The organism is Prauserella isguenensis, assembly GCF_014191605.1.
In the GTDB taxonomy this organism is placed as follows: Bacteria; Actinomycetota; Actinomycetes; order Mycobacteriales; family Pseudonocardiaceae; genus Prauserella; species Prauserella isguenensis.
In genome coordinates, this window is the sequence record NZ_JACHWU010000002.1 from 791,674 (window position 1) to 805,255 (window position 13,582).

General features: G+C 70.7%; 13 protein-coding genes. All 13 read right to left on the reverse strand.

Translation table 11 applies throughout. The annotated features are described in order from the left end of the window. Window positions 1–39 precede the first annotated feature (39 nt). The 13 genes from FHS23_RS12160 to FHS23_RS12220 all read right to left on the reverse strand — a co-directional run bounded on the left by FHS23_RS12160 (window position 40) and on the right by FHS23_RS12220 (window position 13,580). Window positions 40–810 carry an enoyl-CoA hydratase/isomerase family protein gene (locus tag FHS23_RS12160; protein WP_183653333.1) on the reverse strand — a complete coding sequence of 257 codons (771 nt, stop codon included), beginning with the start codon at window positions 808–810 and terminating at the stop codon, window positions 40–42. Continuing rightward, the gene (locus FHS23_RS12165; protein WP_183653336.1) at window positions 800–2,491 is read right to left on the reverse strand and encodes an AMP-binding protein; all 1,692 of its coding nucleotides are present in this window, start codon (window positions 2,489–2,491) and stop codon (window positions 800–802) included. The genes FHS23_RS12160 and FHS23_RS12165 overlap by 11 nt, the downstream gene beginning before the upstream one ends. After that, entirely contained in the window at window positions 2,488–3,216 is a 729-nt protein-coding gene (locus FHS23_RS12170; protein ID WP_183653339.1) for an ABC transporter ATP-binding protein, read from the reverse strand. Before FHS23_RS12170 ends, FHS23_RS12165 begins: the two co-directional genes overlap by 4 nt. Next, window positions 3,209–4,003: an ABC transporter ATP-binding protein gene (locus FHS23_RS12175; RefSeq protein ID WP_183653342.1), complete on the reverse strand. Its 795-nt coding sequence runs from the start codon at window positions 4,001–4,003 to the stop codon at window positions 3,209–3,211. The genes FHS23_RS12170 and FHS23_RS12175 overlap by 8 nt, the downstream gene beginning before the upstream one ends. Continuing rightward, window positions 4,003–4,923, reverse strand: a complete 921-nt coding sequence (locus FHS23_RS12180) for a branched-chain amino acid ABC transporter permease (RefSeq protein ID WP_183653345.1) — start codon at window positions 4,921–4,923, stop codon at window positions 4,003–4,005. Before FHS23_RS12180 ends, FHS23_RS12175 begins: the two co-directional genes overlap by 1 nt. After that, the gene (locus tag FHS23_RS12185; RefSeq protein WP_183653348.1) at window positions 4,920–5,810 is read right to left on the reverse strand and encodes an ABC transporter permease subunit; all 891 of its coding nucleotides are present in this window, start codon (window positions 5,808–5,810) and stop codon (window positions 4,920–4,922) included. Before FHS23_RS12185 ends, FHS23_RS12180 begins: the two co-directional genes overlap by 4 nt. 46 nt (window positions 5,811–5,856) lie before the next feature. Beyond that, window positions 5,857–7,044: an ABC transporter substrate-binding protein gene (locus FHS23_RS12190; RefSeq protein WP_221219342.1), complete on the reverse strand. Its 1,188-nt coding sequence runs from the start codon at window positions 7,042–7,044 to the stop codon at window positions 5,857–5,859. Window positions 7,045–7,089: 45 nt separating this feature from the next. After that, on the reverse strand, window positions 7,090–8,769 hold the full coding sequence (locus FHS23_RS12195) for an FAD-dependent oxidoreductase (RefSeq protein ID WP_183653351.1): 1,680 nt from the start codon (window positions 8,767–8,769) through the stop codon (window positions 7,090–7,092). 92 nt (window positions 8,770–8,861) lie between these two features. After that, window positions 8,862–10,322: an aldehyde dehydrogenase gene (locus FHS23_RS12200; protein ID WP_183653354.1), complete on the reverse strand. Its 1,461-nt coding sequence runs from the start codon at window positions 10,320–10,322 to the stop codon at window positions 8,862–8,864. A gap of 251 nt (window positions 10,323–10,573) precedes the next feature. After that, a complete protein-coding gene (locus FHS23_RS12205; RefSeq protein WP_183653357.1) occupies window positions 10,574–11,005 on the reverse strand; it encodes an acyl-CoA thioesterase in 432 nt (143 codons plus the stop codon). After that, window positions 10,998–11,507, reverse strand: coding sequence for a MaoC family dehydratase (locus FHS23_RS12210; protein ID WP_343053854.1), 510 nt, complete (start codon window positions 11,505–11,507; stop codon window positions 10,998–11,000). The genes FHS23_RS12205 and FHS23_RS12210 overlap by 8 nt, the downstream gene beginning before the upstream one ends. Continuing rightward, a complete protein-coding gene (locus tag FHS23_RS12215) occupies window positions 11,504–11,992 on the reverse strand; it encodes a hypothetical protein (protein WP_183653361.1) in 489 nt (162 codons plus the stop codon). Before FHS23_RS12215 ends, FHS23_RS12210 begins: the two co-directional genes overlap by 4 nt. Further along, window positions 11,985–13,580, reverse strand: coding sequence for an AMP-binding protein (locus tag FHS23_RS12220; RefSeq protein WP_183653364.1), 1,596 nt, complete (start codon window positions 13,578–13,580; stop codon window positions 11,985–11,987). Before FHS23_RS12220 ends, FHS23_RS12215 begins: the two co-directional genes overlap by 8 nt. Window positions 13,581–13,582: the final 2 nt, after the last annotated feature.

Sequence of the window (13,582 nt, forward strand, 5' to 3'; positions counted from 1 at the left end):
TAGTTGTTGTGTTGCTGGAAGAGCTCGGGTATGTGCGCATCACCTGCCTCGCGTTGCCCGGAACGTCCGCACCGCTGCCCTGTGGTCGTCGGTGTCGAACAGCAGGGCGGTCGCCTCCACCGACTCGGCGAAACCACCTGCCGTGTCGCGGTTGACGAACGCCTTGCCGACGCGCACCGCCAGCGGCGGATGCGCCGCCATGTCGCAGGCCAGCTCCACTGCCCGGTCGCAGAGCTCGCCGTCGGGGTGCACCTCCTGCACCAGGCCGATCCGCTCGGCCGTTGCGGCGTCGACGTCCCGGCCGCTGAGCGCCAGGTAACGCGTCCAGTGTCTGCCGATGACATCGGGACCGCGCACGATGCCGAAGCCCGGCATCAGCCCGACGGTGGGCTCCTTGAACGCGAACCGCGCCGACTCGCCCGCGAGTACGACGTCGCTCGCGAGTGCCAGTTCGGTGCCGCCGCCGTAGGCGACGCCGTTCACCGCGGCGATCACCGGCACCGCGCACCGTTCCACGGCGTGGAACGCGTCGTAGACGAGCCGCAGGTGGGGCCGCACCCGCGCGACGTCCCCGTCCAGGCCGGCGAACATGTCGATGTCGCCGCCCGCGGAGAACGCCCGACCCGACCCCGTCAGCACGACCGCCCGCACGTGGTCCTCGTCGCCGTGGCCGAACGTGTCCATCACGTCCCGCAGCTGCCGGAACCACGACTGGTCCATCGCGTTCAGTTTCGCCGGCCACGACATCGTCAGCACGACGACGCCGGGCCGCGGTTCGGTGCGCTCGAAGCGGGTGAGCTCAACGGCCATCGGGTCCCGCCTCCCGGTCGAACGTTCCCGGGGTCACGCCGTCGGCCCGTAGCTTGTACTTCTCCACCCGTTGACTCGGCGTGAGTGGCAGGCCCTCGACCACCCGCACGTACCGCGGGATCGCGAACGACGTCAGCCGCCCTGCGCAGTGCCGGAGCAGCGCGACCGGGTCCACGGTCGCGCCGTCGGCGGGCACCACGGCCACCATCACGTCCTCTTCGGACAGTTGTGACGGCACGCCGTACGCCGCGACGCCCGCCACCGACGGGTGCTCGGCCACGACGCGTTCCACCTCCCACGACGAGATGTTCTCCCCGCGCCGCCGCACCGTGTCCTTGAGCCGGTCGAGGAACGTCAGGTACCCGTCCTCGTCGAGGTAGCCGCGGTCCCCGGTGTGGAACCACAGGTTGCGCCAGCTGCGCGCCGTTTCGGCGGGCATGCCGTGGTAGCCGTCGAACATCCAGCCGGGCCTGCGTGGCCGCGCGACGATCTCCCCTGCCCGGCCGGGCGGCAGCGGCTCGTCACGCTCGTCCACGACGGCCACCTCGTAGTTGGCCGACGCCCGGCCGGAGGTGCCGATCCGGCGCCGCTGCGGTGGCATGTCGGTGACGATCGAGACCTCGGTGCTGCCGAAGATCTCGGTCAGCCGGACGTCGAACCGTTCCTCGAAGGCCGCGAAGATCTCCTGCGGGCACGGAGCGCCGAACGCCGCCCGGACGGGGTTGTCGGCGTCGTCGGGCCGCGACGGCTGTTTGAACAGGATGCTCATCATCGCGCCCTGGTAGTTGAACGCGGTGATGCCCTGTTCCCGGCAGACGTCCCAGAACCGACTCGCCGAGAACCGGCGGTGCATCACCAGCTCCGCGCCCGCCTCGAGCGCGGCCATGACGCTGCAGTACCGGGCGTTGCTGTGGAACAGCGGGAACACGCTGTAGAGCCGGTCGGCGGGGCTGTATCCCATGAGCGCGACCGTGTGCCGGGCGAGGTTCACGTTGGCCTGATGGCTGAGCACCACGCCTTTCGGCGGCCCGGTCGTGCCGGACGTGTACAGGATCACCGCGGGATCGCCCGGCGACACCGCACCCGGCGGCGGCGCGGCCGTCGTGCCTGCTTCCTCCAGATCGGACAACCGGTGCCGCGTCACCCGGCCCGGCATCGCTGCCGCGTCGTCGCCGGTGGTGCCGCCGTCGGTGGTGCCGTCGGTGGTGCCGTCGCCGGTGGTGCCGCCGTCGACCACGACGACGTGGCGCACCGATTCGGGCAGGCAGGCCCGCACGGCGGTCTCGTGGCGCTCGCCGCAGACCACGGCGGCGGCGCCGGAGTCGGCCAGGTAGTAGCCCAGTAGGTACCGGCCCGCCTCCGGGTTCAACGGCACCTCCACGATGCCGCGTCGGGCCAGGCCGAACCACACCGTGAGGAACTCGGGACAGGCGTCCAGTACGACACACACCCGCTCACCACGGCCGATGCCGAGTTCCGCGAACCCGGCCGCGACCCGGTCGGCGCGCGCGTCCAGCTCGCGGTACCCGATCCGGTCACCTTCGATCAGCACGCCGGCTCCCTCGGGCGCCGCGGCGGCGGCCTCCCCGAGCCACTCGCCCAGCGTGCGCGCGGCGGTCCGAGGGCGAGCGGCGACGTCGGCGGATCCGGAGCGTCGGGCGGGCCGGGCGGAGGCCGTCATGCCGTGCCCTCCTCGGCGAGTGCAGCATCCCCGAGCAGTGCGTGCACCACCGAGGCGTCCTGCCGCAACTCCTCCGCATCACCGCTGCGCACGACCTCGCCGCGCGCCACGATCGACACCGTGTCGGCAACGGCCAGGCCCGCGTCGACGTTCTGCTCGACCATCAGCACACCGATGCCGGAGTCGGCGATGGCGCGGACACGGTCCAGCACCGTGTCGACCATGCCCGGTGCCAGGCCCATCGACGGCTCGTCGAGCAGCATCACCCGCGGCTGCGCCATCAGCGCCCTGCCGAACGCGAGCATCTGCTGCTCACCACCCGACAGCAGGCCCGCGGGCATGTCCCGGCGCTGCGCGAGGATCGGGAACCGGTCGTACACCCCGTCGGCGAGGGCAGCGACCCTCGACCGCCCCGCCGTGTACCCCCCGATGCGGAGGTTCTCGGCCACCGACAGCGGCGCGAAGATGCGTCTGCCCTCCGGGACCAGACTGACGCCTTCCCGCACGATCCGGTGGGGCCGCTTCCCGAGCAGCTCCGCACCGTCCAGGCGCACCGAGCCACCGCCCGCGGGCTGCAGACCGCAGATCGCACGCAGGCTCGTCGACTTGCCCGCACCGTTGGCGCCGAGCACCAGTGTGATCCGCCCGGCTTCGGCCAGCAGCGACACGCCGCGGACCGCGTGCACCGGCCCGTAGCTGACATGCAGTTCGGAGACGTCAAGCATGTGCCCTCCCCTGCTTTCCCAGGTAGGCCTCCTGCACGGCCGGATGCCGCACGACCGCCTCCGGCTCGCCGTCGGCGATCAGCTCGCCGAAGTTCATGGCGAACAGGTGATCGCAGGCATCGACCATCATCTGCACGTCGTGCTCGATGAGCAGTTGGGTCAGCCCCTCGCCGCGCAGGTCGCCGAGCAGGCCGGTGATGTCGTCGCGCTCCTGCCGGTTCATGCCGGCCGTCGGCTCGTCCAGCAGCAACAGCGTCGGTTCGCTCGCGATCGCGCGTGCGATCTCCACGCGCCGCTGGTAGCCGTACGACAGTTCGTCCGGGCGGTGACGCTCCTTGCCCGCCAGCCCCGTGCGCTCGATCGCCGTCCGTGCCCGCTGTCGGGCACGACCGCGTTCCGCCTTGCCCGCCGAGCCGGCCGACTCGGCGCCGAGTGCGACGTTGTCGAACACCGTGCGACCGGGCAGGATCCGCACCGTCTGGAACGTCCGCGCGACACCGCGCGCGGCGATCGTGTGCGGCCGCACCGTGTCGTAGCGCCTGCCTTCGAACTCGAGGCTGCCCCGCGTCAGCGGGACGAGCCGGGTCAGCGCCGCCAGCAGCGTGCTCTTGCCCGAGCCGTTCGGACCGAGGACGCCGAAGATCCGTCCCGGGGTCAGTTCGATCGACACACCGTCGACCGCCTTCACACCTCCGAAGTGGACCGCGACGTCGTCGGCGCGCAGCACGCTCTCCGTCGCAGCGGTGTCGGCGGCACCGTCGACGTCCTCGATCGTGCCGGATGCCATCACGAATCACCTCCCACGCCGGCCGCCACAGGCTGCGGTGGCGGCCCGTCCGGCGGCGCGTCGGCCGCCTCCCGCCGTTTCCTGCGGTACGTCCGATAGCCGGCGACGGCGGCACCGGTGACGCCGCCGGGCAGGTACACGGCCGCCGCGGCCACGAGCACGCCGTACACGACGTCCTCCCATTCGCCCACGAACGCCAGCACCTCGGGCATCCACACGAAGATCACCGTGCCGACGAGCGCGCCGAGCCACGAGCGTGACCCGCCGACGATGATGATCGTCAGTGCCAGGACGACGAGATGGAAGTTGATGTCGTCCGGGGTGACCGTCGACCGCAACAGGACGGTCATCGATCCGGCCAGTCCGCCGAGCACCCCGCTGACGGCGAACGTGGCGCGCCGGTACCGGGCGACGTTGATGCCCATCGCCGAGGCCAGTTCCGGATCCTCGCGGACCGCCTCGACGCGCCGGCCCAGCGGGCCGATCTCGGTGAACGTCAGCGCGGCGACGACCACGACTGCGACGGCGAGCAGGTGCCCGGTGTCGAGCATCCCGAGCGCACCGAACAATCCCGCCGCGCCACCGGTGAGGTCGCCGCCGTTGACCACGAGAACCGAGATGATCAACGTGAACGCCACGGTCGCCATCGCGAGGTACAACCCGGTGAGCCGCTGGATCAGCAGGCCCAGCGCGTACGCCACGACCCCGCCGACCACGGCGGACAGCAGGATCGCCGTGGCGGTCGACAGTCCGTAGTGGACCATTCCGATCGCCGCGATGTAGCCACCGATGCCGTAGCATCCGACCCCGGCGAACGAGAACACCCCGGCACGCAACGGGACCTGCACGCTCAGAGCCAGTAGCAACGTCGTCAACGTGCTCTGGACGAGCACGATGTGGGAGAAATACCAGTCGATCATGTTCGCCGCACCTCCTTCCTGCCGAACAGGCCCTGCGGCCGCAGCAGGAGAACGACGAAGATCAGTCCGAAGGAGACGGCGTCGACCCAGGTGCCCTGGTTCATCGCCAGCACGAACGTCTCCGCTCCCGCCAGTACGAACGCTCCGACGATGACGCCGCCCATACTGCCGAGACCGCCGAGCACGACGATCGCGAACGCCTTGATGAGCAGTTGGTCGCCGCTCGCGGGCGAGATCGCGCCGAGCTGGAACGTCAGCAGTGCACCGGCGAGTCCCGCGAGTGCGCCCGACGTCGCCATCGTTCCGAGCGCGAGCGTCGACCGGTCGACACCCATCAACGAGGCCGTCTCGGAGTCGACACCGATCGCCCGCAGGGCAAGCCCCTGCCGCGACGTCGCCAGCCAGCGCCACACGCCGACTCCGATACCGATGCCGGCGACGACGATCACCAGCACGGTCGTCGTCATCCGCAGGCCGAAGACCTCGAACACCTGCGCCTGGTAGGTGCTGCCGCGGAACCCGAAGGGAGCGCTCGCCGTCACCCGCTCGGCGATCGCCAGTGGGATGGCGGCGACGCCGATCCCGCCGATGAGGATGCGCAGTTCCGCGGACCGGTGGTCGGTGGCTCTGCGCATGATCGGCCCGAACGCGAGCAGCTGGGTCAACGTCGCGATCAGCGCGCCCGCCGCGACCGCGATCAGCACCACGGCCGGCATCGGCAACGCGGCATGCTGGGTCACCACGTGGGCGGTGAACGCCGAGAACATGAACGTCGCACCGTGGGCGAAGTTCAGGATCCCGATCGTGCTCCACGACAGCGCCATGCCGAGCGCGAACACGAGGTACACCGACCCCAGGGCAACGGCGTTCAGGATGTGCTGTGCCACGGCCGGCACCTCCCTCCGGCGTGCGCGTGGTGTCCGATGCGGCCGGTCATGACGCACCGCCGTCCGACACGAGTTCCTCGCTCCTGCCGTTCCAGCGCACGAGTACGCCCGGCACGCGCATGTCGTTGCCCTCGAAGGTGAGCTCACCCATCACACCGTCGAAGCCTTCCTTCGCGACCTGCTGCAGCCCGCGCTTGATGCCCTCGCGGCTCGCCGATCCGGACGCCTTGATCGCCCGCGCCAGCCACCACATGCCGTCGTAACCCTCGGCGGCGTAGACGTCCGGTTTCTGCCCGAACCGCTCCCGGAAGGCCGCCACGAAGTCGCGGGCCTTCTCGCTCCTCAGCGCCGGGGAGAAGTCGGTCGGGTAGATCACGCCTTCGCCGTGTCTGCCCGCCTCCGTCAGGTTGCCGCCGCCCTGCACCGAGGTGCCCATGACCTGGCCGTCGTAGCCGGCCTGGCGCAGCTGTGTCAGCGCGGTGACGGACTGCGGTTCGGTCAGCAGCATCACCACCGCCTCCGGGTTCTCGCCCGCGATCGACCGCACCGGGGTCGTGAAGTCCTGGGTGGTCGACTGGACCGGCGTGCTGGAGACGATGTTCAGCCCGTGCCGGTCGGCCTGTTTCGGGAACGCTCCCTCGCCGATCTCCGCGAACGTCGGGTACGTCGCGTTGTAGAGCACGCTGACGTCGCGGAGTCCCTTCGCGGCGAGGTACTCGGTCGCCAGGTGGTAGTAGGAGGCCATCGGGGCCGTCGCCCGGAACGTGTAGTCGTTGATGACGACGCCGTCGGAACCGGCCTGTGTGAAGATCGTCGGCACCTGGGCGCGCTCCACCATCGGCGCGACCGTAGCGGCCTGCTGACCCTGGGTCGGCCCCATGATCGCGTGCACGGTCCGGTCGGCGGTCGCCTGCGCCATCTCGGCCGACGCCGTCTCGATCGATCCGGCGGTGTCGATCTCCTCGATGGTGAGCTTCACGCCGTCGCCGAGGAAACCGGAGCGGTTGATCTCGGTGATCGCGAGCTTGCCGCCGCGGGCACCGCCGATGCCGGCGTAGGCGACCGGTCCGGTCTGGTCACGCACGCCGAGGAGTTTGATCTCCTGCGGAATGCCTTCCTGGGTGGCGATGCCGCCCTCCGCCGCGTCGCAGCCGCTCATCACGACCGCGGCCACGGCCACGAGGGCACATGCGGTGGCGCGCCGCAGCCGGCGCCACCGGTGGGGAACCCGCATGCTCGTCCTCCTGCCTGTGTCGGTGGGGATGTCCGTGCCGAGGAACTACGGGACCGGGTGGCCGCTCAGTTCGCCTGCGACGAGGTAGGCCAGGGTCACGCCGCGGCCGAGGGCGAACCCGCTGTTGTAGCCGGTCCCGGTCGTGGTCAGCGCGGCGCACGAGCCCACCGCGTAGAGCCCGTCGATCACGGCGCCGTCGGGGTCGAGAACCCGCCCGTCGCCGTCGATGCGCACGCCGCTGGACCCGATTCCCGTGCCCACGAACTTCAGCCGCAGCCCGTGGAACGGCGCCTCGGTCAGCTGCCCGAGGACCGGACTCGGCGTGTTCTCCGGGTCGCCGGCGAACTTGTTGACGTAGGTGACGGTGCCGCGGCCGAAATCGGGGTCCTCGCCCCGGGCGGCGTAGTGGTTGAACCGCTCGGCCGTCCGGGTCAGCTGAGCCCCGTCGATGCCGAGCCGCTGGCCGAGCTCGGCGAGCGTCGGGGCGGACGTGACCCAGCCTTCGGGGTACTCGCCGCCCGGCGGGGTGGCGGCGAGGCCGTACTTCTGCCGATGCTGGTCGTCCCACACGAGGAAGAACGGCAGGTGCCGATCGCCGGGCGCGAGCGTCTTGGCGACGATGTCGACCCAGTAGGAGTCGTTGCAGAAGCGGTTGCCCGCCGCGTCGACGATCATCGTGTGCGGCATGGCGTACTCGGGGCCGTAGCCGTACCCGGTGCCGACCTGGGATCGCCATCCCGGCAGCATCGGCACGCTCGTGGCCGGGATCTTCGCGATGTCCGCGCCCACCCCACGCGCGAGTGTGATCCCGTCCCCGCGCAGCGACTCCGGCGCGACGCTGCCGAAGTCCTCCGGTTCGAGGTCGACCATCTCGCGGACGAGGTCGGAGTCCCAGTCGTAGGTGCTCGTCGCCAGCACGACGGGGCCGCGCACCTCGACCGGACCGCCGGGGCCGTCGGCGCGCACGCCCACGACCCGATCGCCTTCGGCGAGCAGGTCGGTCACTCGGTGGGAGGGGCGGATCTCGATCCGGTCCTCCTCCAGCACGCGGCGCAGGAAGCTCGCCACGACGCCGGTCCCGAACGTCAGCGGGTCGGTGCCCTCGGCCGCGTCGAACTCACGACCGTCGGCGATACCGAACGCGGGCACTCCCGCGTGGTCCGCCTTCTCCGGCCTCGACTCCTCGGAGTCCACATAGGTCGCCCGGCGGCCCTTCTCCATGAGTTCGTCGTAGGTCGTGCCGACCGGGAAGTACGGGCTGACGCGGAGCTTGTCGCGCCACGGGCCGAGCACGCTGCCGTCGATCACCTCGTTGGTGAGGTACCTCCCGACGGGCAGCGCACCGTCGGCCTCGTTGTGGTAATCGGCGAGACCGGGAATGACCTTCCAACGGATCGCCCCGAGTTCCTCCCAGTAGCGGATCGCGTCCGGACCGGTCCGGATCCAGCGCAGCATCGCCTTCTCGTCGAGCACTTCGGGTGCGTCGTGGGCGATGGCGCGGACGTAGGTCTCGGTGAGCTCCAGCGAGTCCTCGATGCCTTCCCGTGCGGCGACCGGGTTGGCGCCGATCCACACCTGGCCGCCCGAGTAAGCGGCCGCACCACCCACCTGGTCGGCCGCCTCGAACACGATCACGTCCCGGCCGCGAACCGCGACCCCGAGCGCCGTGGCCAACCCGGACAGTCCAGCACCGACGACGATCACCGGTTCGTTCGCATCAACCATCGGTCGTCCTTCCTTTCACGAGGTGTGGCCGCGGCGCGTCGGTACCGAGGTCGCAGCACGGGCGGCCGATCGGGCTTCCGGTCGGCGGTCGGTCAGGGACGCTGGATCAACTTCGTTTCGAGGTAGGCACCGAGACCTTCGACGTTGCCTTCACGACCGAGGCCCGACTGCTTGTAGCCGCCGAACGGCTGCACCACGCACATGTCCCAGCCGTTGACCGACACCTGGCCGCTGCGGATGCGACGGGCCATCCGCTCCCCCTCGGCGGCGTCGCGGGCGTACACCGCACCGGAGAGGCCGTAGTCCGAGTCGTTGGCGAGCGCGACGGCCTCGTCGACGTCGTCGAACGGGATGACGCAGATGACGGGGCCGAAGATCTCCTCCTGCGCGATGCGCATGTCGTTGCGCACGTCGGCGAACACTGTCGGCTCCACGAACCAGCCCCGGTCACGGCCGTCGGGCCTGCCACCCCCGGTGACGAGCCGCGCGCCCTCGTCGATACCGAGCTTGATGTAGCTCTCCACCCGGTCCCGCTGTCGCTCGGCGGCCAGCGGTCCCAGCACGGTGTCGCCGTCGGTCGGATCGCCGACCTTCAGGCCTTCGAACATCGGCACGAGGGCCGAGAGCAACTCCTCCTGGCGGCGGCGCGGCACGAGGATGCGGGTCAGCGCCGCGCACACCTGGCCGGAGTGGCCGATCCCGGCGAACGCCAGCGTCGGCAGCACCTCGTCGAGCGGCACGTCGTCGGCGATGATCGCGGCCGACTTCCCGCCGAGTTCGAGCGTCACACGTGTGATCCGCTCGCCGCACAGGCTCATGATCCGCCTGCCCGCGGCGGTACTTCCGGTGAACGCGACCTTGTCGACACCCGGGTGGGTCACCAGGTGCTCGCCGACCTCGCGGCCGCCGGGCAGCACACTGATCACGCCCTCGGGCAGGCCCGCGGCCTCCAGCGCCTCGGCGAGCAGGTACAGGCTCACCGGCCCTTCCGGGGCGGGCTTGAGCACGACCGTACAACCCGCCGCGAGCGCGGGGCCGATCTTCAGCGACGCCGTCGCCACCGGCCCGTTCCAGGGGATGATGGTGGCGACGACGCCGACCGGTTCACGGACCAGCACCCCGTGGCCGCCCTCCCAGGAACGCTCCTCCTCGAACGCGAACCGCTCGTGGAGGGTCGACGCGTCGGCCCACATCTTGAGCGCGTTCTGGTGGAAAGCCTCGCTCACCGCGGACGGGGCGCCGATCTCCGCGGTGAACGAGGCAGCCATGTCGCCGAAGCGCTTCTCGACCTCGGCGCCGACCCTGCGGAGCACCTCGGCGCGTTCCGCGGGCGTCATGCGGGGCCACGGCCCGTCGTCGAACGCCTTCCGCGCCGCGGCCACCGCGGCGTCGACATCGGCCGCCGTCGGGTCCGGCACCGTCGCGAGTCGCTCTTCGGTCACCGGCGACACGACGTCGATGACGCCCTCGCCCGCCGGATCGACCCATCGGCCGCCGATGAACAGCTTCGAAAAGCTCCGCACGGTCTCGGGTGCGTGCATCGTCGAGGTCATGGACGCGCTCCTTTGCGGTACCGAACCTGGCCGTCACCGGCGTCCGCGCGCGGTGACGTCGCTAACAACCTTGACCCGCGACCATGTCCAAGTCAATGCCTTTCATAGGATTTATTGTCATGAATTGCCGACCATGTCGAGCAGCGGTCCGAACCCGCCGGCACCGTGGCCCGCACACGAAAACGCCGCCGCGGTGGGGAGTTTCTCCCCACCGCGGCGGCGTGGTCCCGGCCCGGTTTCCGGCCGTCCCGTCACGACTCCGGGACGTCGAACCTCGGTGACGGCAACGTCCGCAGGACGCCGGCGAGCCGATCCGGCACGGGCGCCTTCGTGAACGACGAGTCCCGGCAGGCGTACGTCATGAACCCCCTCGTGACGAGCTCGTCGTCGCACGTGAACTCGTAGCCGACCGTGTACGACGAGGTGCCGATCCGGTCGAGCACCGCCTGGCAGACGAGCTCGTCGAACACCTCCGCCGTGCGGTGGTAGGTCGCGCCCGAGCTCACGCCGACCGTCACGATCCCCAGGTCGGGTTCGAGATCCCCGCTGCGCAGGCCGTGCGAGTACAGCCACGAGGTGTACGTGCGTTCCATCCACCGGTAGTAGATGGCGAAGTACGCGATGCCCACCGCGTCGCAGTCCCCGTAACTGAGCTGGAACACCAGCCGGTCCCGGTCACTCATCGTCGCTCCCCTCCTCCGGCAGCGCCACGGTCGCGGTGCCCGTCAGCACCGTGTCGCCGTCCACTACGGACAGCTCGATGTCGCAGTCGCACAGGGTCTCCCCGCTTGAGCCGTGCTGACGCGTGCGCACGCCGGTGACGACGCCGCCCGCCCGCAGCCGATCCCCCGCGCGCACGTTGCCGCGAAAGCGCACGCGCAATCTGCGCACCCGGTCGTGCCCGCCCGCGAACCCGGCCAGCATGTTCATCACGTACGCCATGTTCAGCGGCCCCTGGTTGATCGCACGATCGCCCATGCCGAGCGCCCGCAAAGCCGCGGTGTCCCAGTGGATCGGCGTGGGATCACGCAGCAGCGCCGCCGTAGTCTTCATCTTCTCGGCGTCGACCTCGGGCACCTCCCACTCGGGCAGCCGCATGCCCGCGGCGAGGGGCCCACCGCGATGAGCCACGGCAACGCCGTCTCCCGGATGCACCCCCACGCCGTCGTCACCCCGACCGCTCACGAGGACCTCCTCGGCAGGATCAGCGAGTTCCAGCAGTCGGCCACGTGGGCGCCGTTGTCCTCGTCGTGCAGCCGAAACGCATAGCCGATCACGTCGAACACCCCGCTACGGCCGGACTTGCGGTCGGCCGAAGTGATCTCACCGGACACGAGATAGGTGCGGCCCACGCGCATCGGCGCATGCCACACCGTCTCGTGCTCACCGAACATCGGCCCGTCGTCGGCGCTGGAACCGAACCACGCGAACAGCTCGTCCCACGTGACACCCATCGCCTGGGTCGCCGCCGTCCACGCCAGCAGCGGATGGGCGAGCTCGTCGCCCGCTCCGTCCGGCGCCGACGCGTGCGGCTGCTCCAGCGCCGCGTCGGCCAGCAGCCACGCGAACCACCGCTCGACGGTGAACCGCCCGCCGGGCAGCGCCCGGCCGACCTGCGCGGCGACGTCGTCGGCCGTCGTTGCGGCCGCCCCGCCCACCGGCTCAGACATCCCGCTCCCTGCCTGCCCAGTACGGCTCACGCAGCTCCCGTTTGAGGATCTTGCCCGTCGGCGCCTTCGGCAGCTCGGTCACGAAGTCGACCGACTTCGGCTTCTGGTACCCGGCCAGATGTGCCCGCGCCTGTTCGATGATCTCCTCCTCGGTCACCCGTTGCCCCGATTTGAGCACGACGACGGCCTTCACCGACTCGCCCCACTCGTCGTCGGGCACGCCGATCACGGCGCACTCCAGCACCGCCGGATGCCGCGCGATGGCCTCCTCGACCTGCACGCTGAAGATGTTCTCGCCACCGGAGATGATCATGTCCTTCGAGCGGTCGACGATGTAGACATAGCGATCCTCGTCCCACGTGGCGATGTCGCCGGTCCACATCCACCCGCCCCCGGCGGCGACGCCCCTGCTGTCGGGGGTACCCGCGCCCCGCAGCGTCTCGGCGGTCAGGTCGGGCCGGTTCCAGTAACCGAGCATGTTCGCCTCGGACCGGACGATGATCTGGCCCGGCGTGCGCCCGTCCTGCGGCACGTCCCGGCCGGTCTCGTCGACCACCCGCACCTGCGTGCCGAAGCCCTCCCGGCCACAGGACTGCAGCCGCTCCGGGCGGACACCCGCGACAGCGGACGCGTGATCCTCCTGCGACAGGAAGCACATCGTCGATCCCTCGGTCTGCCCGTAGCCCTGGATGAGGGTGCAGGGGAACGCCTCGAGTGCCTGGCGCACGATCGCCGAGGGCATCGGCCCACCGCCGTACTGGATGTTGCGCAGGCTCGAGAGGTCGTACCGCTCGAACCCCTCGACGGCCATCATCCAGTTCAGCATCGTGGTGATGCCGAGCAGTGCCGACACCCGTTCGGCCTCGATCACCTCCAGCGCCCGCTTCGCCTCGAAGTTCATCATCACGAGCGGGCAGCCGTGCTTGAGGTAGTTCATCGCGAGCACGACGGGAATGTGGAACAACTGCCCGGTCAGCAGGTACACGTCGGACGGCACGATGCGCTCGGCCACGGTCTGGTTCAACATCCCCGCGGCCGCGCTCCGGTGCGAGTGCAGGGCGCCCTTCGCCTGCCCCGTCGTGCCGCCGGTGTAGAGGATGAAGAACGGATCGGTGTCGCCGATCTTCGCCGAGAAGGCGGGTTCCTCGTCCGAGGCGGCCTCGACCAGCTCCTCCAGCCCGCCGTCGCCGTCCGGCCCGAACCGCAGCACGTGCGGCACGTCCACCGTCCGGCACAGTTCGTCGACCACGCCCGACCACTCGGCCTCGGCGACGAGCGCCCGCGGTGCGGCGTCGGCCACGATCGCGGCCAGCTCCGGCGCGGCGAGCCGCCAGTTCAGCGGCTGCAGCACCAGCCCGGCTCGGCCCGCGGCGAAGTACAGCGCCTGGTACTCCACGCAGTTGCGCGACAGCACGGCCACCCGGTCCCCCGGCGCCAGCCCACGGGCGAGCAGGCCGTTGGCCAACCGCCGCACGAGGTCGTCGAACTGCCGCCAGGTGAGCCTCCGCTCGGCGGTGACGTCGTAGATCGCCTGCCCGCCGGGCGTCAACGCCGCCCACTTGGCGGGGATCAAACCCTGATTGGCCACGG